The following is a 23419-nucleotide window of genomic DNA, read 5'->3' as shown; positions in this document are numbered from 1 at the left end:
AACTTTGTGGGCGCTAACAATTCGGAATAGAGTAATTAACTGTGCGTAAAAAGATAACTGGCTGGATAGCGTTAATATTTGCAGTACTGCTGCTGGCGGCATGCGATGGTCTGGAGCAGAAAAATATTCGTGGGCAAACAATGGGGACTTACTATTCCATTAAATTTGTCACGGGTTCGTCGGCTCCTTCGCCAGAGGTTCTGCAAAAAGATATTGATCGTTTGCTGGAAGAGGTTAACGACCAGATGTCCACATATCGCCCTGATTCTGAATTGAGTCGTTTTAATCAAAGTCGCCAAATTGATCGGCCATTCCCGGTATCACCCGCGACAGCCAAAGTAGTTAAAGAAGCGATCTACATTAATAAATTGACGGATGGCGCGTTGGATGTGACGGTTGGCCCATTGGTTAATTTATGGGGGTTTGGTCCTGAGGGGCATGTGACGAAAACACCTTCTGCAAGTGAACTGGAAAAACGCCGTGAATGGACTGGGATTGATAAACTGGTGATAGAAGGTAATAACCTGATTAAAACCGTTCCAGAGCTGTATATCGATTTATCGTCTATCGCTAAAGGTTATGGCGTAGATGTTGTTGCTGAATATCTGGAGTCGCAGAATATCAGAGATTATATGGTTGATATTGGCGGTGAAGTCCGTACATCAGGTAATAATGGTAAAGATCTGCCGTGGCGGATTGCGATTGAAAAGCCATCTGACACCGGCATGGCGCAAAATGCTCAGGAAGTGATAATGCCGGGAAATATGTCGATAGCGACTTCGGGCGATTACCGTAATTACTTTGAACAAGATGGTGTGCGCTATTCACATACGATTGATCCAAAAACGGGGAACCCTATTTCTCATAATTTAGTTTCTATTACGGTGATTGCCCCGGCTTGTATGAGTGCCGATGGTCTGTCTACTGGACTGAATGTTTTAGGGCCGGAAAAAGGGATGGAAGTGGCAGAAAATCTGAGTATCCCGGTTTTTATGATTATAAAAACGAAAAATGGTTTTGAAGAGCGTTATAGCAAAGCCTTTGAGCCATACCTACAGAAAAATCAATGAGAAGGGGAAGACAGTGCTGAAAGTATTTATTGCAGCCTTCGTCTTTTTCCTGCTGGCTTTTGCGGGAATGTCGTTGGGCTATATGATTAAACGTAAGAGCATACAAGGGAGCTGTGGTGGTTTAAGCAGTATTGGTGTGGAGAAAGTATGTGATTGTCCAGAACCTTGTGATGCTCGTAAGAGACGTATGGCTCGTGAGGCTGCGCGGCAGGTTCAATTAGAGAAACATCGGATTATCTGAGTTTAACAAATCTGCGGAATTCTCCTTCTTGAATACTCATTGAGAGCAAAGCGAATTTTTAGGGAGATTTCGTGTAGTTTGAGATAAATTAAATAAAAAGTAGAGATGATAGTTTGATAAAACCTCCTTCACATTAAGTAGTTTATTGTGAAGGGGGTTTTTCTAGTATACCTTTCGTCAATATAATCACCAAAGGTTTCAAAAGAAAGAGCACAACCTAAATTCATATAAATGTGAAATTCAGATTGTTTAATTGTGCCTTTTGAAAATGGTTTAATCGACAGGGAGCCCTTCACATTGCTTGAGGAGTTTTTTTAAATAAGAAATTAAATTCCCAATTTAAAAAGGTAATGGCACTTTTGCTAATATATATGATTGGGGTGAGGTTAGATGGTATCTTAAAGGTTATAAATATTTAGATTATTGCGGAAAATATGTCGCTTTATATGAAGGTAGAGGTTTATAAGATTTCACCTAAAAGCCTCAATAATCTGGGCCAAATATTATAAATATCTGGCTCATTATATTATGTTCGGTATGAGGGAAAGAATCAGAGTACCAGTAATGGTGCTACTCATTGGCACGTTTAAAGAAAGCCTTTGTATAATAGACTGATGAGTTGAGTTACCATATATTTTGTGTTTTTATATGTTTAGCGTAGGCAGCATGTTGGCCTTTTTTGATATCAGGTGAATTCATCTTGAAGTTTTCCCTGCAAAGGAATTAGTTTAAAAAATACTTTTACAAAATATATGCTAAAGTTATCCCAGTTACGAAGAAATTAAAATCAACAATATTAATCACATAGCTTAATATCTTTTACATAGGTGTTAGGAGACATCCAGGATATTCTTTTACATACCAAATAATAATTTATAATCCACATAGAAAGATAGGGGGAAAGCTTAAAACAAATGAAATGATAGCTATAAACTCAAAGCAGTTAATAAAACTATCGTGATATTTTGGGCGACGGTCAGTTGGTATTGAAACCATTTACCTTTTTATTTATCCTTTTTTCGGAGAGAAACGCCTGTTTTTTTAGTTTAATTATCATGGTTTTATCTTCATAAATCAGTGAGTAAATAGCATGATGATATAAGATACCATTTTATGTTCTTTCAGGTAATCTATTGTCTTTTTCATGGTTTTCTTCGTAAAATAGTGGCGGGAAAACACTTTAATATGAACCTATTTAGATTAGATTAGATTAGATTAATTGCTGATTTGTTTTAAATTCTTTTTTAATGTTTAATAGATTTAGATTAAATACGATTTATCTGAAAAGTGTATTTGTTTATTTAAATCGGTCTTTTATTTGAAATTTTGATCCCTTTATATTAGTGTTTTTAACCTTTATCTGTTTTCCTTTTCTGGAGTTTGATTTTTTAAGTTTAAAGACAGAGAGAGTAAAAGAGATGACAATAGGATTAAAATTAAATCCCATTGCTTTAATCGTTTTTGATCCGACTAAACGTTATTGTTCTTTTTCCGTCATGAAGTTAACTCTATTAAGAATTTTAATATAATTTTATATTTTTGTGATTGGGTTAACTTTATCATTTTTGTTGATCAATTTAAAATCCGTTTTTCCTGATGTTTTCTCTGCTAATGTCAGTGTATCGATGTTTTTAGAGAGCATAAAAAAGTGTAGGGCATTATTTTATGCTCTCTTGGCTTAGAGTATTATTTTTTCTATTTTCTATAATTAACCCAATTAGATATTAGTTAAGGTTTGAAAATATAATGAAAATACAAATTTTTTGAAATATCTTACATTTGTTTTTTATTGTTCTTAATTCTAATGTGGATGTTGAGTTGTCAAAAACATTACCATGAGCAATATCATGTCTTTTTGTATTAATATTATCAAAAAATGATTCCCAAAGACTTCTGTCTTGTGATTGTGTTGACTGTGTTTTTCTTATTAACGCAAATGTATCTAACTTATTTTGTTTTGATAGTCTTTTTTTTGCTGCTATATCTATGATTTTTTCGAATCGCTCTATTTCCTTATCAGTCATAGAGAATACGTTATCAAATATTGTTCCATTCAGCTGTTTAAATATTTTTTTTGTTCCTAAATTATCGCATATTGATTCAATAATGCTAGGTTTTGGATTTTTATTTTTGTTTGGAAGAAACGCATCGTAAGATAATTTGAAATTACCATGTTGTTCTAATTCTTTAATTAGAGATACTATCTTTTCATTATTTTCTCTGCTTTCGTCATATCCGATAAATTTCCTACAAAATTGCCTTTTCATTGCGTCAGGAAGTAATTTGAAATCCATTATTTCTATATCTGAAATGAAGTTTTTCACTAATTCCTTATAAAAATTTTCCATATGAGATACACATAAGACCATAGCTGAACGGCATAAGCTATTATATGTATCAATGTGGCTATGTATGTGTTTATCTGCCAAGTCAATTATGTAATCAATTTCTCTCCATTGAGCATTAAGCTTACTTAGATAGTCGACAGTAAACGTTCTCATTATTTATATAACTCCATAGCTTTAGTCATTCTGGCTTTTAACTTTGATATATCGTTATAGCTTCCAGAATTAGCTTCTACATAGCTAGGATCACTGAACAGGAAATCGGTTAGTGATTCTCTTGTTAATTTTTTATTACCTAAAACATATATTCTGCAAACTGTGTCATATACAGCAACATTAAAGTTTGATTTTTTCTTTATTTTACCAGTTGTTTTGTTATTACTCCAGTTTGAAAATGGTATGTCAATATTGCTATTTACAATCTTTTTGAATGTATTTTCAAATAGAGCTTTCATTTCTTTTAGTTCATTTTCATCTAATCCGTTAAAAAGCTCCATTTTATCGTTGAGGAATTTTTTAAATCCGGGTTTATAGTCTTTATATCCATCTTTGTAATGTAGTGAAAAGAATCTAAGAATGATTTCTTGATCATCCATTTTTGCTATTTTTTTATCGCTCAGATTTGTTGTCTTTTTAAAATCACTATTTAAACATAATTCAACTAGGAGATCTTTAAATGGTCCTCTGTAAATGGCATTCCTTAGCTCTTGTGACTCGAGTTTTAATGCTCCTGTGTTAAGTCTTTCAAAGATGTCATATTTTACTTGTGAATCAACAGTTGAATCTATTCTTAGACATTTAATGGTTCTTTCTTCTAATCTTCTTATTAAGAATGGCGGTAAATCTTTATAGTAAGAGCCATTTAATGGAGATAATACTTCTAATCCAGATAAAGGATATTTATTTTTCATAAATTCATATATTGCAGTAATTCGCTGCTGGCCGTCAATAACTGAATATCTATATTGTTCATCTTCATCATCGATTTCATCATCTACATCAACGTCTAAAGATATATATACATAAGGTATAGGTATGTTAAGTATTAGGCTTTCTATTAGCCGAGATGAAGCTTCCGTTGTCCAGCGATGTCTGCGCTGATAATCAGGATTAAGCTTTATTGTTTTACGGTCTATTTTTTTTACTAATGTCTCTAAGTCATACTCTATGTTCTGAGTTTTTACAGTTCTTTCTTTGGCTTTTTTCTGTAAGTCAGCCAATTGATTTTTCAATGTCATGTTATAAACCTCAAAAAAGTAAAGTATGTAGCATTATACATCACCACTTGCATCTAGGTGAACTAAAATAAGCTTATATCTGTAGTGACCTGTAATCGAAAACTGTTATTGATTGCAGGTCACTACACGTATAGTTCAAACTGATACTAATGCTTAGCATACTATTTTCTACTAATTCTGTTGGAGCCCTTATTTAAAGGGAAAAGGGTGACTTTGTGAAACTATGTGATACAGTTAATATGTAAGATAAAGTTACACATTGATTGGAAGTTATTATGTCAATAACATGTTTACGTCAACAGGGTGGAGCCGTAGGTATAAAATTGAATGTAAAAGCGTTAGGTGACAGAATAAACATCAAACCAGCAGGTAGAGTTGCCAGAGGCAGGAAGTCTCTCTCTGAATTGTTGCAGGGAATTGATAAGACAGAAGTGCGCACTTTCAACGAAGCAACAGCCGACAATCTAAATTCTCATCCTGTTGGTAATGAGGTGATTTAATAATGCGTAGAAGGAATATCCCAAGTAAGGGTGACATCTGGCATGCTAACTTGGGTTAATGACAAACTTACTTTTTCCAGATTTTAAAATCAAACTTGCTGACAAAATACTGGTTTTTTATTTGGCGTTTAATTTTTCCCTTATTTCATTGCTAAGAATGAAACTGTATTTTATGAAACGTAAAATTCGCTAAAAGGAAAGCTGAAACCCGCCATTATCCGTAAAATATTTTCAATAAAAAACTTCCTTATAAATATTATCGGTTTAAAATCCACTATTTAAATTGGTTGAGTAGGAGGCATTTTACAACAACTACAACCCACATGGTGGTTTGAAAAGTAAAATGCCTTATGAGACTCTTATTGAAAAAATAAGAATTTAAAAATATTCTGTCGGGCAAAGTTAGGAATTTCACATTTGCGATATTCTTTTATCTTTGATTTCAGATTTAGCACCTTTAATTAAAGTAGGCAATGTATGTATATTTTGCTGACTTATTTGTTGTTCAATATGTTGTACCACATAGGCGGCATCCTGATCGATCCCCAGAAAACGTCCAGAACCCCATGTATATAACCACGGCAAACCAATAAACGTGACATCTGGATCAATGGTAATACCACGGTCATGTTTTGGATAACCATTGGCTTGAAAAATATCTAAATCAATCCATGAATAATCTGGTCTAAAACCAATACACCAAATTATTGAGGTGATATTTTCTTTTGCTAAATCAATATGTGTGATTTCCTGCTCAGGCTGCCAAACAGGTTGATACACCGAGGCAGGTTCTTTGGTTGTAATATTGTTTTTCTCTAAATATTCATCAATTGAGGCATTAATGCGATTATAAGTGATATCGGCATGGTCCAGATTTTCTGATAAATTGGGTTTAAACCAGAATTGACCCTCTTTAAAGTCATCAAAATGTCCGAACAGTTGCATACCTTCTAAGGCAAATTTACGCAGGTCAATATCACGTCCGCCGTCACGTCCTGTGACATAGTGGTTGGTACTGTTACGTACTTCTTCGCTATAACGATGATTTTTGACCGTCGTTTCGTAATAACCCATATCAAACAGCCATTTCACCACATCTTTACCGCGATAGAAGCGAGCGCAACGTGGCGCATTGCCTGTCGATAAATAGACTTTTTTGCCTGCCAGATGTAAATCTTCGGCAATCTGTGCGCCGGATTGTCCTGACCCGACCACCAACACCGCACCTTTAGGCAGTTGATCGACATTTAAATATTCTTCCGAATGCATCACTTTCACATGTTGAGGCAAGGTATCGCTTAATTTTGGATAAATCGGGGTGTGATACCCGCCTGCCGCAATGACAAGCTGTTTGGCTGTGGTTGCGCCGTGATTGGTTTCAATGACAAATTCATGTGCTGCCACTTTTTTCACATTTTCTACCTGAATGTTTAAAATGGCGGGAGGATTAATTTTCTCAATAAATTCGTCAAGATATGTCACAATTTCATGCTTTTTCATAAAGCCGTCAGGGTCGTTTCCCTGATAAGGATGTTCAGGCAATAGACACTGCCAGTTCGGTGTCACCAAGGTAAAATTATCCCAACGTTTATGGCGCCAGCTATGGGTTAACTCGGATTCTTTTTCCAATACTACATGGTTAATGCTTGCTTTTTGTAAATAGTGACTGATACATAAACCTGCCTGACCACCACCAATAATCACCACGTCATAATTTGGCTGTAATATTTGATTTTGGATACTTAACATGGAATATCCCTCTCATTCATTCTTCATTTCAATAACTTCAATGTGATCTTCCGGATTTAACCCGAAGAATTTGGCTTGGCGTTTGATTATCGCCAGATTGTCCGCGGCCGAACTACAGAAAAAGCCATAACGCGCCCGTACTCTTTCCGAGGCGGCATGCAGGCCATTTTCAACCTGATGTAAGAATTGCATACTTGGGTAACGCTGACCGATGGACAAATATTCATAAATCACCGTTGAGGGGGAGTAATATTGAATCAGCTCCCCATTAGGCCATTTCACAGTAAAATTCACACTGGGCATAACATCGACTCCTGCTGATTTTTAGGTTTAATCTGTACGGATTGAGTTTGTAATTTTTTTAAAGCATCGACATAACAAAAACCGGTGAACATTTGGCGGTTAAAATCCCAAAATATGCCGTATTGCTGCTGTTGCTGCACGGCAACTACACCACTGACATTGGTTTCACCAATCACCGCGCAGGCAATGCCCTGACGGTGAAACAGCTCGATAATCTCTTCACATTCATTTGCCTCGGCCGTCAGTAAAAAACCAAAACTGGGGAAGATTTGGAGCCATTTAAACCAATCCACATTCTCAGGTTTAGGAATGGCATCTAAGTTGATATGTGCCCCCGATGCTGTAGCTTCGAGCAGCATCAATAAACTGCCTAAGATACCGGCATTGCTGATATCACGGGCGGCATGAGCCAGATTTGCTTCCGCCAATTGCGGTAACAAGGCAATTTGTGACTGTAAAATGCGGTCAGACACCCGTTCAAAGCATTTCCAATAAGTGGTATTGGGGTGGAATTGCCCTTTCAGGTTTAAAGCGATCAGAATTTTTTGTTGTGGTTTGACATGCAACACCGAGAGCAGTTTTCGCGCTATGCCTTGAATCGCAACTGATAAAGTGGGCTGATAAATCACGCCAAGGTTGGTATGTCCGCCGACCAGTAGCACGCCATAAGCACGACAGGCATCTTGCATACCTTGCATTAACAATTGGGCATGTTCGCTACGGGTATGCCAAAAACTGTTCACCACTGATAATGCCCGACCACCCATTGCGGCAATATCACTAATATTCGCCATGACCGCTGACCATCCGGCAAAATAAGGATGATTGGCAACAAAGCTTGGTAACATGCCTTCACAGGCGTGCAATATATATTGACCATTTAGCGGCACTGCTGCCGTGTCATCTCCGGGATAGGCATATAAGTTATCCAATGAATCCACATGGCAAGTTGTGTTGATTGAAACTGTGTTGATTGAAATATTGTGAGCAATCGCCTGCTTAGACTGCATAGCAGGTGTATGTTTTAACATTTCGAGTAATTGATTGAGTTTCATCATTGTGTCTCCTTTTGCATATAGGCTTGCATCGGGACATGCGGTAATGGATAGTTTTCAATCTGTGCCTGCATCAGCACATGTGGAATGTTAGCAACGGTCAACTGATGCAAACTATCCCAACACAACCTTCGAAAATAGTGTTCATTTTGACTTTGCACGGTGGCTAAAAAAGTACGGCATCCCAAGTTTTTAGCGGTCGATACTGCTGCGTTGATTAATGCTTTACCAATGGTATGACGACGTCGATATAAAGGTTCTACGCATAAACGCCCGCCATACCACGTCTGTTCGCCATCAGGGAAAATTCGCACTGCGCCAATCACGCGGTCATGCTCACCACACATTTTTCCAATGGCGACAATGCCTAATGCTTTAACATCGTATTCGTCACGATCTTGTTGCAAGATTTTCTGTTCATCGCGAAAGGTCATTTCACGCAAACGATAATATTGGCGACGTTCCCAATCTTCCGACACAATTTTGATGGCAATGTCATCGCTAACAAATTGTTTCAGCCCTTTATTTAGTTCAAGCAGCCAGGGATGGTGAGAAAGTTCCATATCACATTCTCCTTATTCATACGCTTTCAGCGAAGAGCAGGCGCCACATTTGGCACAGCCGGCTTGAGTATTTTCTGAGTTCAAACCATGTTGTTTGAGTTGCTGTCCGATTTTCGGATAGAGCGACTGCATAAAAGCTTGATCAGGTTTAGGGTGATGCTCTAATGGCGTGCCTCGAATCGGCACAAACGGTACCACAAATGGATATACCCCAATTTCAGTCAGTTTGGCGGTCATCTCCACGATTTCCAGTTCAGTGTCGCCCAAACCTGCCAAAATGTAGGTACTGACCTGTCCTCGACCGAACACCGCAACGGCTGCTTCAAATGCCGCAAAGTATTTTTCCAACGATACTTCGGCTTTGCCCGGCATAATTTTCTGCCGTACACGCTCGCTTACCGCTTCAAGATGCATGCCAATCGATACCGCTCCTGCATCTTTTAAACGTTGAAACCATGCAAAATCGTCAGGCGGTTCGCACTGTACCTGTATCGGTAAATCTACTTGCGCTTTAATCGCTTTAACGGAGTCATATAAAATTTTAGCGCCACGATCTCCCGTATTTGGCGTACCTGTAGTGATCACCATTTGTTTGACACCATCTAGCTCAACGGCCGCTTTCGCTACCTCAGCCAATTGTTCCGGGCGTTTGCGGATCAGGGTTCGACCCTCTGTTAAAGATTGCTCAATTGAGCAAAATTGGCAGGCAGTTGCCTTGTCCTTCATACGAATGCAGTGCTGTAACACGGTTGTCGCCAACACATCACGGCTATGTAAGGTCGCAATTTGTTCGTAGGCAATGCCTTCTGCGGTTTTTAAATCGTAAAAACGTGGTCGTGCAGGTGCAGTTAAGGTTGCCACCGGAATCCGGTTTTTAAAAACAATTACCTTGTCAGAGTGTGGTTCAGGCTTTGCGGTATAGGGAGAGTCTTGTGCTGCAAGGTTCAGCACAGGAATCATCATGGTCTGCCCGCCAAGGCTTAGCGCCTTATGATCGCTTGGCCCTGCGCCACCTTTACGGGACAAGCCAAAATCGCCTTCCCAGTTCAGACCATTACATTGCAAATCGGTTAATAGTTGCAAACCGGTTAATAGTTGTATTGCAGACATCTTTAACCCCCTATCGATTGGGTTTACATCAATACGGTTTCGGCATGTTCTTCATTAAGTTTTGAGAGTTTTTCGAGATGACTTTGAGCTGATGTTTCAACTTTCAGTTCGTGTAATACCTGTGTTGGACGACGATCAATCAGTAAGCTGAGTAATTCAGGTCGGCTGTAGTGTCCAATCGAATCCATCATGCGTTTGCGTTTATCAATCAGATTAAAGTCCAGATCAGCAATGCAATAACCTTCACCTTGTGTGATGGGTTCAGCCAGCAGCTTGCCTTCGGGAGAAACGATAGCGGCAAAACATCCCCCTGAAATTGGACCGATATCACAGCCAGTATCCTGCATAATTTGCTGTTGCTGTTCGGGATGCAGCCATGCGGTGGCGTTGATCACAAAGCAGCCGGATTCTAAAGCATGGTGTTGAATGGTTGCGCGGATTTGATCGGCAAAGACTTGTCCTACTAACGAACCGGGAAACATAGCGGCATGAATTTGCTCACCATCTGCCATTAAGGCAAAACGCGCCAACGGGTTGTAATGTTCCCAACATGCCAACGAACCAATACGCCCCACAGCAGAATTAATGGCACGTAAACCACTGCCATCACCTTGCCCCCACACCATTCGTTCATGGTAAGTTGGGGTAATTTTGCGGCGATGCTGAATGATTGAACCATCGGCATTAAATAACAGTTGCGCGTTATAAATCGTACTGCCAGCACGTTCATTAATGCCAATCGATACCACCATGCTGGCTTCAAGACAGGCTTGACCAATCGCTGAGGTTGCTTCGGAAGGTACAACCACCGATTCATTCAACAGCTTTAGATGTTCTTTACCCATAGCAAATGGCGGCTGTACAAAGGAAAAATAGGGGTAATAAGGCACGACGGTTTCAGGAAAGACTGCAAATTGCACTCCCTGTTTTCCAAGCTCTAAAATAATGTCACAGACTTTTTTTACCGTGGCGGCTTGACTATAAAGCACTGGGCTACATTGCACTGCGGCAGCTTTAATTATTCGGTTCATAACCTTATCCCCCTCATAGTTTATGTTTTCTTAGACGGTCCAGGTATCAATGATCAAGGCATTGTCGCGACGCATCAGCAGCTTTAAATCCATCACATCCAATGGATTAATGGGACGAATTCCCGGAATAAGCGCTTTTTCGGTTTGACCATACAACGCTTGCAACGCAAAACGGCAGGCATAGACTTCGCCGCCTTCTTCCATAAAGGCTTTCAACTGATTGTTGACGGCTAAATGACCCGGAAAAGCTTCCGCTCCTAAAGTTGGAAAACCTCGTTGTACACCCAACTGCACGCCTGGGCCGTAAAGCAGGATTTTGGTTTCAAAGCCTTTGCGTAATAAACGCTTTGCCTGTAATACATTGATCAGGCCAATAGAGCCTTCAAATGCAACAGTATGGAAAGTCACTAATGCTTTTTCCCCTGGCTGGGCTTTGACGTCCTCAAACACTTTTTCTTCGTAATCAACAAGAAAATCACCGTCTTTATATTGTTCGATATCGATCTTTGGCATAACCAACTCCTAGTTCAATGTTATTTGGGAATGAACCAACATGTAGTTTGTCTGTACTCTTGCGAGAAATTATTGCGAGAGTTGTGCCAAGTTATATTTTGGAATGGAAGTTAATTTCTATCACATTGAAAAATATCATTTAAATTTTATAAAAACATTTTTCATGGAGAGAAATTGAACTGCTAGGGAATTAGGATTTTTCGTAGTATTATGAAATTTCATAGCTTAAATTATGAAACTTCATAGTATGAATACGACTGACTTTATTTCTGACTGGGTAGTTTCTGAAAACTCGATTCGCCCATTGGTGTTTGAACACACGTCACAGGCATTAATTGTGTTGGACCCACACCAAAACCAGTTTATTGATGTGAATATCAGTGCTGCTCAACTATTACGATATGAACGTCATGAAATTATTCAAAAAACGGTGACTTCTATTTTTGGTCATTGCAAACAACTGCCATACCTTATGGCATTTACCGAAGAAGCTTTGGTAAACGGTTGGGCCTGGAACAATAAGCTGTATGTTTTTGATAAAAATGGTGAAAGAATCCAGTTGGATATTACTTCCATTTCATTGCCCTATAAAAACAAAACCTTGCTGATATGGTCGCTAGTGGATATCAAAGATTTAGAACTACGCCAATTCAATAAAAATGCCGATAAAGTTATCCTCAGAGAATTAAAAGAATCGCAAGCCTTACAAGAGCTATTTATTGATTCCGACACAGGCAAGCATTTATTACTGAGTTCAGTTGGCGACGGCATTTACAGTATTAACAAACAAGGTTTGTGTACCTTTATTAACCCTGTTGGGGCTAAAATGTTGGGGCTGCAACCAGAAGATGTATTGAGTGACAATATCCATAAGATTCATCACCATACCCATGAAAATGGCGACCCCTATCCTGAAGAAGAGTGCCCGATTTATGCAGCGGTCCATGACGGTATTGTGCATGAAGGTATTCAGGAAATTTTTTGGCGCCGTGACGGCAGTTGCTTTCCAGTAGAATTTACTAGTACCCCAGTGATTCGTGATGGTGAAATTATTGGCGCGGTAGTGGTGTTCCGTGATATTACCGAGCGGCTAAATACCGAAAAACAACTAACCCATGCCCTTGAAGAGCTGCAAGATTTAAAAAGCCGACTGGAACAGCAAAATGAATATCTGCAAGAAGAAATTTTACAAGAAAATCAATACCACGAAATTATTGGCAGTAGTGAATCCATTTTACAGATTATTGAAAAAATCAAGGTGGTCGCTCCAACCGATGCCAATGTGATGATTTATGGTGAATCAGGTACAGGCAAAGAACTGATTGCCCGTGCTATTCACCAATCTAGTCACCGTAAACAGCAACCACTTATTCGGGTCAACTGTGCCGCTATTCCTTCGGAATTGTTTGAAAGTGAATTTTTCGGACATGTCAAAGGTGCATTTACTGGGGCTGTGCGTGACCGTGCCGGACGTTTTGAATTGGCAGACCAAGGTACACTGTTTTTAGATGAAATTGGCGAAATTCCTATCGAGCTACAAAGTAAATTGCTGCGTGTATTGCAGGAAGGAACCTTTGAGCGGGTTGGAGAAGAAAAAACGCGACATGTGAATGTGCGGATTATTGCTGCTACCAATCGTAATTTAAAAGAAGAAGTTAAACACAAGCGCTTTCGTGAAGACTTGTATTTTCGTTTAAATGTATTCCCGATTTACTCACCGGCTTTACGTGACCGTAAAGAAGATATCCCACTTTTGGTTAGGAATTTTACTAAGTTGATTTGTGACAAGCGTAAAATTAATTATCTACCATTTTCACGAAAGCATATTTTAGAATTACAGCAATATGACTGGCCTGGCAATATTCGTGAATTGCAAAACGTCATTGAACGCGCACTAATTATAGCGAAACAAGGCACGGTTTCTTTTAAATATTTGCTAGAGCAAGATCAACAGCAAAATGAAACTACGTATCAGAATATTCACAATAAACTTCAACAGATTGAAGACGTGCTGACCATGCAACAACTGAAAGAGTTGGAAATTAAAAATTTCTCTCTTGCCGTTAAACAATGCAAAAGGAAAATTTTTGGTGATGACGGTGCAGCAAATTTATTGGGAATGAACCCAACGACATTGATCTCACGCTTAAAGAAATTGGGGATTGATTATTAAAAATCTTATCTTGAGTTTAGAAAAGACACCTCAGCAGCAAAAACCCGCAAAAAATTGCGGGTTCTGCTTATATAGGGTTTTGTCTGATAGGAAAAAGTGTTCCTACAAAATAGTGACTGGAGAAGTTTCTTTTTGAGAACCCCCAATGCTTATTTTGTTTTAAAGGTACTGAACAGTTTGGGAGAATCTACCAGCACACCATCGGCGCCAAGCTCTTTAGCTTGTTTGAAATCTTCTTCAGTTTTAATGCCGAAGAGAATGATATTCGCGCCGCCCTTAGCACGGAAACATTCCATTGCTTCTTTATCCCATGATAATACTGACTTAGAACGTGCTTCACCAAGAGTGTATTTTTCAACAACTTCTACGTTACGGCGCATTTCCAAACCATACCAGCGAGTGGTGTCGGTATTTGCAGGGATATCACATTGGTGAGCGATTGTGATATTTGCCAGCATGGTGCGAGTTTTATCACGGCTTTCAAAACGCTGAATTATTGCTGGTAATGCGTTAAGGTAAGTCTCGTTAGTGGAATAGAAACGGGTACGGGCAAGCGCTTTTTGTTTGGTTAGTACTTTTTCTAGTGCTTTGGCTTGCTGTGCTGGATCTGCATTCGGTGATTTCAGATCAATATAGAAGAAAGTATCTGGGTATTTTTTTAAGACTTGTTCTAATGTTGGAATACCTAATCCTTTATTACGGAATGGATGATGACCATCAGAGCCAAATTTGTAACCGGCATCAAATTTAGCCAACTGACTTGCTTTATAAACAGAGACGAGTCCGCTTTTATTGGTCAAGCTATTTAGGTCTGATGGACGATAGAGTACTGGAATACCATCCTTTGAAAGCTGAGCAGTAATCCAAATAGCATCTGCTTTATTCTCCAGGGAGTTAGAAATTGCGTACTCGGTATTTTCAGGCGCATCACCTGTACCAGCACGATGAGCGATAATTTGTGGTGTTGTTGCGAAAGCGCTGGCAGAGCAGCAAAGTAGGATTGCAGCAGTAATTCCGTGTCGCATCGTTTTCTCCATAAAATCTAATTATAGTTAAGTTAAAATAATTAACTTTATTAATGATTTCATCATGAAATCAATTTTGAATGTAACACGGTTTTTTGAATTTTAAGTGAGAATTTGAATTTTTTTACATTTGTTATGTGCTCGTCGCAAGTATTGTTTTACTGAACTGGAAGAAACCTGAAGTTGATCAGCTATTTCGCTATAACGCAGACCTTGTAGCTGTGCCAGCAAAAAAGCGCTTTTTACCTGGACTGGCAATTTATCCAGAGTGATATCAAGTTCTTTAAGCTGCTCAAATGTGGCGATTCTGTTTTCAGCAGAAGGCATGGTCATTTCTGGTGTGGAGTTTATATATTCCAAATAGCTCTCTTCGGTCTTTCTTCGACGGTAATAGTTGGCAACCAAACATCGGGCCACGGTCGCCAGAAAAGGCCGTGGTTGGCGGATTTCTGACAAATTTGAACTTGATATAACGTTCAGGAAAGTGTCCTGAGTGAGATCTTCAGCTTGACAGGGGCAAGGGACTTTATGGTGTAGCCAGTTGTATAACCAGTCATGATGTTCAACGTAAAATTGTTGAGCAAAACTATCAATTTCAGATATGGCTTTCTGGATTGCCATGATGATTTCCAATAACTCGTGAAAATGATAATGATTATTATTTGAATGTAAGCATTGGCTGTCAAGTGATTGTCATCACATGAGGTTCTTAGATTACTGACTTTTAGCGTTTCGATTATCACTGCTGAGTTTTCATCAATGATAAAACAAGTGTTAAGGAACGCCATTTTTTAGCTGTCAACGTGGTTTTAAAATCGGGAAAAAAGCGTAAGTTTGCGATGAAAAAACAGATAAAACTTTAATCATTAAAGGTGAAAATCAATGATTAAAGCTTTTTTAAAGCGGGTAAAAAACTTGATGTTATACTGGTATTGAAAGAGAAAACACTAGGAAAAATGGGTTTTAAATTGATTAATAAGGTGACAAAATAACTGGGTTAACCAAATAACAGGAATATTATATAAAAACATTTAACAGGATTAGCCGCATTAAAAAGTTTTCTCAAAAAAGATTTTACATTTTTGCATGATTACAAGAGGCTTTCGAAAAATCAAAGATAATTGTTAAAAAAAGCCGATAAGTCTTTTGATTAAACCTGATTAGCAGCAAAAAAGGATAAAAATATTTAACAGTATTAAAAACCATTAAAGAAATGGACTTTGATTTAATACCATTAGCATATCCTTTACTCTTTCTGGTTTTAAATCTAAATGCCATTGTGGAAGCAGATAGCCGTCCGGGTATGAGTTATGTACTGGAGAAGACGTTAGATCAACAGAACGGGTTCGCCAGCAATTGATGAAAAACCAAAGGATTCTGGTTTTAGTTGCTATTTAAATTTGATTGTCTACACATTCCAACCCAAAAAAATGAGTTTGAATCTGTGTGCCTCTGACTGACCATCCTTAAACAGAGATAATTTTTTTCAATATCATAAAAAATGCAGAGTTAAACTTATCTGGTGATTAATGCAAGGTCTATAAACCGGGCAAGGTAAATTTATTGAATAAAATTGTAGTGATTTAGCTGATTAAGACGGATTTTCAGCACGATTATTGGCATTGTTTTGTGATTCGTATCGCATTTAATTAAATTAATTGGGTATTAATTCACCTAACAATCAAGACATAGCCGATTTTTTGTTATATCTTTTTGTCTGAATATTAAACGGACAGTATTATTGATTGTATAAATTTATTGATGACAGAGCAGGGAGTACCCCCTGAATCTGTTTAATCAGGATTATCAATGTTGTTGCTATGTTCGGCATTCCTATATAAGACAAAAGAAAGATGGACAATCAAGCACGTTGTCGGTTCACTGAAGGCAGCATTCTGTTACCCGCAGGCTATCAGGAACAGACGGTAAACATCCTCATCGCGCCCGATGCGCCCGCGCTAAATATCGCGCGTGATAAGCTGGTTGAAGGCGAAGATCTCCCCAGTTACCTCACCCGCCAAAAAGATCTGCTGAAAAATGGTCTGCGCAACTGGCAATTATTGGAAGAAAAACCCGCAACGCTGGGCGATAACCGGCTGCAAGGCATGGCGCTGCTTTCCCGTTATCGGCCCAAAAAGGGGCAGCAAGTTTATCAATATCAGGCGGTATTTCTGCTGAATGAGAAAAAAGCGCTGATTTTCACCCTGTCATCCCAGCAGGCGTTCACCGATGCTCAACGGCAGTGGCTGGATGACTGCCTGAAAAGTTTCCAATTCTAGGGGGGAGACGTTATGCCAGAAGCCGCGCGAGTTGGGGACACGATAGGCCATTCCAGCGTCATGGCGGGATTGGTTGCGGGCACCGTCATCGGTTCATTAATTTCCGCTGCCGGGGGAATTCTGTCGGGGGCTCTCTTTATCGCCGGATTAGCTACATCCTGTCTCGGGGTAGGCGTTTTGCTGATTGGCGCCGCCGTTGTGGTGGGCATGGCGGCGGGATATTTAGGCGACATGGCGCGTGACGCCTGCGTCTCTAAGGGGGCCTCGTCGCGAAGTCCCTGCGGGGAAATCACGCGAGGCTCCCCCAATGTCTTTATCAACAACCAACCCGCTGCTATCGCGACACGCAGCCAAGTAGAGTGCAGTAAAGAGAATGGCCTGCGCCAGATGGCAGAAGGCTCTGCTTCCGTTTTCATCAATGGCTATCCTGCGGTGCGGGTCGGAGACAAAACGGTCTGTGATGCAGCGGTCATGACCGGTTCGTCGAATGTCTTCATCGGCGGCGGGACGGCGCAGACAGCAAAGATTGTGCCGGAAATCCCCCAATGGGCGTATACCGTTTCCGATTTAACCATGTTTGCAGCCGGGTTAATCAGTTTCGGCGGCGCGGCAGCCAAAGGCCCCGGCGCGTTGCAGACGCTGTTTAACAAGATACCGGGCGCGGCAAAAATCCGCAAAATCGTCTGCCGGCTGGGGGCGCTTGCCGTGGCTGCGCCTGTCGCGGGTATTCTGACGAACCCGGTGGAAGTCATTGCCGGTCAGAAATTCCTGAACGATGAGGATGAGCTGGACTTCGTTTTTGATGCTGAATTACCGCTCTACTGGCAGCGTAGTTACCTGAGCCGTTATCAGTATGACAGCGTACTGGGTCGGGGCTGGAGCCTGTTCTGGGAGAGCCATCTCACGCGCGTGGAAGGCGGCTTGCTCTGGCGTTCCCCTGCCGGGGATACCGTACCCTTTCCTGACGTGCCGGCAGGTCATCGCTGTTTTTGCCCTGAGGCTCAAAGCGACCTGATACACACGGAAGAGGGCAAATGGGAAATTCGTGATGCAGGCGAATTAGTTTATCACTATACGGCTTTTGATAATGACGGCCTCAGCCGCCTGAGCCACATCCGCAATAATGTCGGTAACGAACAGCGTTTTCATTATAATGAGCAGAACCGGATGGTCAGCATCACGGGTCATGGCGGTCTGAACCTGCACTGCGATTACGTAATGATGGAAAACGATAACCAACCTGTCTCCCGTCTTACCGCCGTCTGGCGCGAACTGCGCGACGGCCATCGTATTCAGCTTTGCCGTTACCATTATAATGAGCACGCCCAACTGACGGGGGTCAGCCATCGCAATGACCTTCTCCAGCGTCAGTTCGGCTGGACGAAACAGGGCGTGATGGCATGGCATCAGGACAGACGGGGGTTGCGCTGTGATTACCAGTGGGCACAGACAGCCGAAGGGCTGTGGCGGGTCATTGCCCGGCAAACCAGCGAGGGTGCGGGCTACCGGCTGGAATACGACGATGAGAACCTCACCCGCACGGCGCACTGGCACGACGGCACCCGCACGGTTTGGCATCTCAACGACGCGCGCCACATCATCCACTGCCTCGACCGCAACGGCACGGAGCACCATATCCTGTGGGATGAATTTGACCTGCCGAACGGCTACAAAGATGCGGACGGGCACACCCGTCTGAGTGAATGGGACAAGCACGGCCGTCAGCTGAGCTTCACCGATGCCAACGGCAACCAGACCGGCTGGCAGTACCAGAATGATACCGACCGGCTCACTGTTATCTTCTGGCCGGATGGTACCGAGACGGCGCTGGCTTACGATGAATTTGGGCGGCTGATCAGTGAAACCTCGCCGCTGAAGCAAACTACCCGTTATCACTACGTCTTTGATAATACGGCGCGTCCCTACAAAGTGACTGATGCCAAAGGTGGGGAAAGCCATTTTACGTGGAATGGTCAGGGGCAGTTGACGCGCCACACCGACTGTTCCGGGCAAAGCAGCACATGGCGCTACGACGATGAGAACCGACTGAGCCGCTTTACCAACGCGCTGATGGAAACGACCCGTTATGACTATAACGATAGCGGCCAGTTAATCCTCATCACCTATCCTGACGATTCCACAGAACACCTGGCATGGGACAGCGCGGGTCAGCTAACCCAACACCAGCGTAATGAGAATGCGCCCCGCGCCTGGGAATACAATGCATTAGGTCAGGTGGTCTGTGCGACGGACCGTTTACAACGTCAAATTCGCTATCAGTACAGTCCCGAGGGCCATCTGATACAGCTCGACAACGCCAACGATGACCGCTATCGGCTGAACCGTGATGCCGAAGGGCGCTTAATCGAAGAAATCCGTCCTGACGACACCCTCATCCGGTACGAATACAACGCGGCGGGCTTATTAAGCGCCGAACGGCGTATGGGTGACCGCGTGTTCCAGTACCCGGAACGGCAGGTACACCAGCATTATGATGCGGCCGGTCGGCTGATCCAGCGGGAAACTTACACAGACACTTACCAGTACCGGTGGGACAGCATGGGCAGGCTGCTGGAGGCTAGCCGTGAACCGAACGACAACGGCAAACAACTGGGAATAGAGCCCAACACCGTGCGTTTTGACTATGACGCATTGGGGCGGGTTATTCGCGAGCAGAACGGCGACGACGTCCTCCAGTTCAGCTATGACGAACTGGATAACCTGACCGCCCTCACGCTGCCACAGGGCGGCACCTTAAGCTGGCTCTACTACGGCTCCGGTCACCTGAGTGCGATCCGGCATGAACAGACACTCCTTACTGAATTTGAGCGTGACCGGCTGCATCGTGAAACCCGCCGCACGCAGGGCAAACTGTTCCAGCTGCGCGATTATGATCCGCTGGGGCGCTGTATCCACCAGTACAGCCTGCCGTTGAAACAGGTCGATGCCGAGCCCCTGCCCTATCTCAGTGAGGGCAAGCCGTGGCGGGCGTGGGTCTACGGCCCTCAGGACGAATTGCAGATGATGGAAGATCATTACCGGGGCATAGTTGACTATCTTTATGACTCTGAAAGTCGCCTGAAAAAAGTGACGCGTCAGGGCTGCGCTTATGAGGATATGTTGTGGTATGACCGGGCGGATAACCTGCTGGATCAACCGCAGTCGATATTGGAACAGGAAGCGGAAGAGCAGGGGGTCCCTAAAGCGGTGACGCCGCAGGGCGACCGTCTGAGCTACTGGCGGGAATGGCGCTATGAGCACGACCCGCACGGCAATATTACCCGCCGGGGAACCCAGGATTACTGCTATGATGGCGACAACCGCCTGACGGTGGCGAAAATCGGCAACACAACGGCACGTTATCACTATGATGCCCTTGGGCGGCGTATCCGCAAGGGGGTAAAAATCGGGATTGATGGACTGGCGCGTTATGAACAAACTGATTTTGTCTGGCATGGTCTGCGGCTGTTGCAGGAGCGTGACACGAAAAGTGGCGAAACCCAGACCTACTGCTATGAATCCCATGACAGCTACACCCCGCTGGCCAGCATCGTCACACGGGGAGCCAGGCACAATTACTTCTGGTACCACACCGATATCAACGGTGCGCCGCTGGAAGTCACGGACGAGGACGGGAAAATTGCGTGGGCGGGAAAATATCACATTTTTGGTGAACTGGATGGCCCGCCGCTGGCTTACTTCACCGATCCGGCCCTGTCATCGACAAGCTATAATTTCAGGCAAAACCTGCGTTATGCCGGTCAATATTTTGACAAAGAGACCGGGCTGCATTTTAATACGTTCAGGTATTATGCGCCGGAAATTGGCCGGTTTATAACGCCTGATCCGATCGGCTTAGCCGGTGGATTGAACCTGTATACCTATGCGCCCAATCCGATGACATGGATTGATCCTTGGGGGTTATACAAAGGGGAAGGTCAGCGGGGTTTAGGGAAGTACCATGTGTTCCATGAACACACCCTGAATCCATCTGAATACCAGTTATCCGATCGTCAGCATTTTAAACGGGGTAATGAATCCGTCTATAAACGCTTACAGACTGATCCAGAGTTCAGGCGTGAGATACAAACTAAATATCCCGGAACAGTAGAGCATGTCCAGCCTAGTAGCCGTGGTAATTTCAAAGGTGATGCTCCTACGGGAATGACTTGGCATCATGAAAATGAATCAGGCAAGTTAAGCTTAGTTGATCGTAAAGATCATAATTCTTATCATAAAGTTTATCACCCCGATGGTTCAGGCGGTCGAAAAAAGTGGGGTGGTGGCAATGGATGTCGTTAAGGGGGAACACTAAATGCGGACAATCAAAGGTTTTGATGGGTTGCTGTCCATCTATAAAGAGCGCCCAGAAGCATGGTATTTTTTTGTTGACTCTGATTTTATGAATGAAATCAACTGTATTAATAATGCAAATTATTATCTTCCTGAAACGAGAGATGAAGAGGAAGATATGGATGAAATGGAAGATAAATATAAAGGTTGGCTGGAATATGCAACATTCTTAGATATTATCGACAACAAACTGAAACATCACCCCAATGTAACCCGTGATGAGCTGTTAGAGGCTGTGATCTACTATCTCGAAGAAGATGACTTCTTAGATTAAATCAGACGGGGAGCCCGAAGAGAGCTTCCCACTGTGCTTCATGGTTATCTCGTGCCGTAGTTGTTAATCATCTCCTGCATACGCAGCTTTATCATCTCACGTTTCAGGAAAAATCTGCGCTATACGGGACAATATTTTGACAAAGACAAATTTGTTGGGAACAAATTTGAATAGCGCGTAGCGCTACCCTGAAAGGGCGAGTATCAGGATGATACGAGTAAACCGGGCTGCATTTTAATACGTTCAGGTATTATGCGCCGGAAATTGGCCGGTTTATAACGCCTGACCCGATCGGGTTGGCAGGGGGCCTGAACTTATATCAGTATGCCCCCAATCCAATGATGTGGATCGACCCTTGGGGGTTGGTCCCTAAAGCACCATTATCTTTGCCTGACGGCTACAAAGGACGAATAGATAGATTTAATGTTGGTAGTGGAACTTCATTTGAAATTCATGTATACGCTCCAAGCGGAAAAGAGGTTGGTATATATGGGCCTGATGGCTTCTTTAATAAGCATGGAACTATCGCGAATGAGGTTAAAGTTCCTAAAAATGTTTCTGATACATTAAACGGTATTTCTGTTGATGAATTGAGAAAAATAGGAAAACTTCCTCAGAAAGGCACTCCTGGTAGCAGGAAATCTATTAAAGAATATTCTGAAAAAATCAGAAATAACCGACGTGCGGGATGTTAATGATACTATGGAAATAATAAAACTCATTGAGAATAAAGATGGATATACAATGGATAGTTCAGGTTATCCTGATTATGTGAATAATGTGAGTGAGTTTATTCCTGACGAAGCATTGCAATTTATGAGAGCAAGTTGGCATTATGATCATAGTGATAAGAGATGCCCTCACGATTCTAGAATAAAAAATTTATCCATTTTAGAAGAGAGTTTGGGGGACTTTAGAGTAAACAATATTCATATCTCGTTATTAGGTGCCTATGAAAATACTATAGAATTATTTTATTCTAATGTATTTACTTATTCTATTGAAAAGAAAAAATGTGAGTGGCCTGATGATGATTATTCTCATGGAGATTGGCTAATTGATGAAATATTATTATCAAGTGATAATTTCTTAATGCATGAAATTATATTTACAGACGCAATAATAAATATAAAATGCAAGAATATAAGCTATTCAATAGTGTAAATTAGACTTCATAAATAACCGGAAAGATCTTCCCAGATCCTTCCGATTTTATTCATGATCTACCGTGGCGCATAGCCACGGTACGCCAGCGCGGACTGGAACTTAGAGATCGCAGCTTTGATTTGGTATGCTTCCTCATCATTCACGATACAGGCGAGTATTTCCGCCCAGTTGGGCAAAAACTAAATAAGGTTTCATAATTCCGCTACACATGGTTTTATTCAACTCATTGTTATACATATGGTTGTTGGTAGATAAGGTATAGCACCATTTTGGAAAGTTATTTAGCGCTTCAATGTGAGTCAACTGAATGAGATTATACCCAATAAACTTCAAAATGCAGTTTTTAGCACCTGAAAATGGTCGTTAATTCTGGACGTCAGCGAGTCCGCTATATCAGGTAGCGTTGTAGTGAAAAATTTGAACACTTTGT

Annotated in this window: 21 protein-coding genes and 3 pseudogenes; 11 read left to right on the top strand and 13 right to left on the bottom strand. The window is 41.7% G+C overall.

Going from position 1 to position 23419, the window contains the following annotated elements:
- Positions 1 to 41: 41 nt before the first annotated feature.
- From V2H77_RS12735 to V2H77_RS23660, 3 genes and pseudogenes are all read left to right on the top strand, one after another.
- The gene (locus tag V2H77_RS12735) at positions 42 to 1070 is read left to right on the top strand and encodes an FAD:protein FMN transferase (RefSeq protein ID WP_341499089.1); all 1029 of its coding nucleotides are present in this window, start codon (positions 42 to 44) and stop codon (positions 1068 to 1070) included.
- Between the two features lie 13 nt (positions 1071 to 1083).
- On the top strand, positions 1084 to 1311 hold the full coding sequence (gene nqrM / locus V2H77_RS12730) for a (Na+)-NQR maturation NqrM (protein WP_040152259.1): 228 nt from the start codon (positions 1084 to 1086) through the stop codon (positions 1309 to 1311).
- A 361-nt stretch (positions 1312 to 1672) separates the two neighbouring features.
- Positions 1673 to 1777: pseudogene (locus V2H77_RS23660) on the top strand (hypothetical protein); the annotation flags it as partial.
- A 330-nt stretch (positions 1778 to 2107) separates the two neighbouring features.
- Here V2H77_RS23660 and V2H77_RS12725 read toward each other — a convergent pair.
- From V2H77_RS12725 to V2H77_RS12715, 3 genes and pseudogenes are all read right to left on the bottom strand, one after another.
- Positions 2108 to 2307 (bottom strand): annotated as a pseudogene (locus V2H77_RS12725) (DUF1240 domain-containing protein).
- A gap of 728 nt (positions 2308 to 3035) precedes the next feature.
- On the bottom strand, positions 3036 to 3812 hold the full coding sequence (locus V2H77_RS12720; RefSeq protein WP_341499088.1) for a HEPN domain-containing protein: 777 nt from the start codon (positions 3810 to 3812) through the stop codon (positions 3036 to 3038).
- The gene (locus V2H77_RS12715) at positions 3812 to 4894 is read right to left on the bottom strand and encodes a GmrSD restriction endonuclease domain-containing protein (RefSeq protein WP_341499087.1); all 1083 of its coding nucleotides are present in this window, start codon (positions 4892 to 4894) and stop codon (positions 3812 to 3814) included. Before V2H77_RS12715 ends, V2H77_RS12720 begins: the two co-directional genes overlap by 1 nt.
- 275 nt (positions 4895 to 5169) lie before the next feature.
- Here V2H77_RS12715 and V2H77_RS12710 point away from each other — a divergent pair, with 275 nt between their 5' ends.
- Positions 5170 to 5394 (top strand): AbrB/MazE/SpoVT family DNA-binding domain-containing protein, encoded by a 225-nt coding sequence (locus V2H77_RS12710; RefSeq protein WP_341499086.1) that lies wholly within the window; start codon positions 5170 to 5172, stop codon positions 5392 to 5394.
- A 411-nt stretch (positions 5395 to 5805) separates the two neighbouring features.
- Here the strand turns inward: V2H77_RS12710 and V2H77_RS12705 are convergent, their stop codons facing one another.
- The 7 genes from V2H77_RS12705 to V2H77_RS12675 are packed head-to-tail and all read right to left on the bottom strand — an operon-like array spanning position 5806 to position 11718.
- A complete protein-coding gene (locus tag V2H77_RS12705) occupies positions 5806 to 7143 on the bottom strand; it encodes an MSMEG_0569 family flavin-dependent oxidoreductase (protein ID WP_341499085.1) in 1338 nt (445 codons plus the stop codon).
- A 12-nt stretch (positions 7144 to 7155) separates the two neighbouring features.
- Positions 7156 to 7446 (bottom strand): MSMEG_0570 family nitrogen starvation response protein, encoded by a 291-nt coding sequence (locus tag V2H77_RS12700; RefSeq protein ID WP_341499084.1) that lies wholly within the window; start codon positions 7444 to 7446, stop codon positions 7156 to 7158.
- On the bottom strand, positions 7434 to 8504 hold the full coding sequence (locus V2H77_RS12695) for a sll0787 family AIR synthase-like protein (protein WP_341499083.1): 1071 nt from the start codon (positions 8502 to 8504) through the stop codon (positions 7434 to 7436). The genes V2H77_RS12700 and V2H77_RS12695 overlap by 13 nt, the downstream gene beginning before the upstream one ends.
- Positions 8501 to 9064, bottom strand: coding sequence for an MSMEG_0567/Sll0786 family nitrogen starvation N-acetyltransferase (locus V2H77_RS12690; protein WP_341499082.1), 564 nt, complete (start codon positions 9062 to 9064; stop codon positions 8501 to 8503). Before V2H77_RS12690 ends, V2H77_RS12695 begins: the two co-directional genes overlap by 4 nt.
- A 12-nt stretch (positions 9065 to 9076) precedes the next feature.
- Positions 9077 to 10174: an MSMEG_0568 family radical SAM protein gene (locus V2H77_RS12685; RefSeq protein WP_341499081.1), complete on the bottom strand. Its 1098-nt coding sequence runs from the start codon at positions 10172 to 10174 to the stop codon at positions 9077 to 9079.
- Positions 10175 to 10197: 23 nt separating this feature from the next.
- Complete coding sequence (locus tag V2H77_RS12680; protein ID WP_341499080.1) at positions 10198 to 11205, bottom strand: Nit6803 family nitrilase; 1008 nt, start codon at positions 11203 to 11205, stop codon at positions 10198 to 10200.
- Positions 11206 to 11235: 30 nt separating this feature from the next.
- Positions 11236 to 11718, bottom strand: coding sequence for an MSMEG_0572/Sll0783 family nitrogen starvation response protein (locus V2H77_RS12675; protein ID WP_228902444.1), 483 nt, complete (start codon positions 11716 to 11718; stop codon positions 11236 to 11238).
- Positions 11719 to 11965: 247 nt separating this feature from the next.
- Between V2H77_RS12675 and V2H77_RS12670 the strand changes: the two genes are divergently transcribed.
- A complete protein-coding gene (locus tag V2H77_RS12670) occupies positions 11966 to 13891 on the top strand; it encodes a sigma 54-interacting transcriptional regulator (protein ID WP_341499079.1) in 1926 nt (641 codons plus the stop codon).
- Between the two features lie 149 nt (positions 13892 to 14040).
- Here the strand turns inward: V2H77_RS12670 and V2H77_RS12665 are convergent, their stop codons facing one another.
- Both V2H77_RS12665 and V2H77_RS12660 read right to left on the bottom strand, forming a co-directional pair.
- Positions 14041 to 14916, bottom strand: coding sequence for a glycerophosphodiester phosphodiesterase family protein (locus V2H77_RS12665; RefSeq protein ID WP_341499078.1), 876 nt, complete (start codon positions 14914 to 14916; stop codon positions 14041 to 14043).
- A gap of 102 nt (positions 14917 to 15018) precedes the next feature.
- Positions 15019 to 15537, bottom strand: coding sequence for a sigma-70 family RNA polymerase sigma factor (locus tag V2H77_RS12660; protein ID WP_341499077.1), 519 nt, complete (start codon positions 15535 to 15537; stop codon positions 15019 to 15021).
- Positions 15538 to 16769: 1232 nt separating this feature from the next.
- Here V2H77_RS12660 and V2H77_RS12655 point away from each other — a divergent pair.
- The 6 genes and pseudogenes from V2H77_RS12655 (at position 16770) to V2H77_RS12630 (ending at position 22986) form a co-directional block, all read left to right on the top strand.
- Positions 16770 to 17195, top strand: coding sequence for a DcrB-related protein (locus V2H77_RS12655; protein WP_049582893.1), 426 nt, complete (start codon positions 16770 to 16772; stop codon positions 17193 to 17195).
- A 12-nt stretch (positions 17196 to 17207) separates the two neighbouring features.
- Complete coding sequence (locus V2H77_RS12650) at positions 17208 to 21497, top strand: RHS repeat-associated core domain-containing protein (protein WP_341499076.1); 4290 nt, start codon at positions 17208 to 17210, stop codon at positions 21495 to 21497.
- Positions 21498 to 21510: 13 nt separating this feature from the next.
- Positions 21511 to 21822, top strand: a complete 312-nt coding sequence (locus V2H77_RS12645; RefSeq protein ID WP_341499075.1) for a DUF7716 domain-containing protein — start codon at positions 21511 to 21513, stop codon at positions 21820 to 21822.
- A gap of 221 nt (positions 21823 to 22043) precedes the next feature.
- Positions 22044 to 22188 (top strand): annotated as a pseudogene (locus V2H77_RS12640) (RHS repeat-associated core domain-containing protein); the annotation flags it as partial.
- Entirely contained in the window at positions 22161 to 22517 is a 357-nt protein-coding gene (locus V2H77_RS12635) for a hypothetical protein (protein WP_341499074.1), read from the top strand. The pseudogene V2H77_RS12640 and the gene V2H77_RS12635, both read left to right, overlap by 28 nt.
- 7 nt (positions 22518 to 22524) lie before the next feature.
- The gene (locus V2H77_RS12630) at positions 22525 to 22986 is read left to right on the top strand and encodes a hypothetical protein (protein WP_265379374.1); all 462 of its coding nucleotides are present in this window, start codon (positions 22525 to 22527) and stop codon (positions 22984 to 22986) included.
- 59 nt (positions 22987 to 23045) lie between these two features.
- Here V2H77_RS12630 and V2H77_RS23655 read toward each other — a convergent pair whose 3' ends face one another.
- Entirely contained in the window at positions 23046 to 23165 is a 120-nt protein-coding gene (locus V2H77_RS23655; protein WP_445935489.1) for a DUF7706 family protein, read from the bottom strand.
- Positions 23166 to 23419: the final 254 nt, after the last annotated feature.

This window comes from Photorhabdus sp. P32, from assembly GCF_038085095.1.
Lineage (GTDB): Bacteria > Pseudomonadota > Gammaproteobacteria > Enterobacterales > Enterobacteriaceae > Photorhabdus > Photorhabdus luminescens.
The sequence above is the reverse complement of the archived record's forward strand: the minus strand, read 5'-3'. Positions and strand labels throughout refer to the sequence as shown.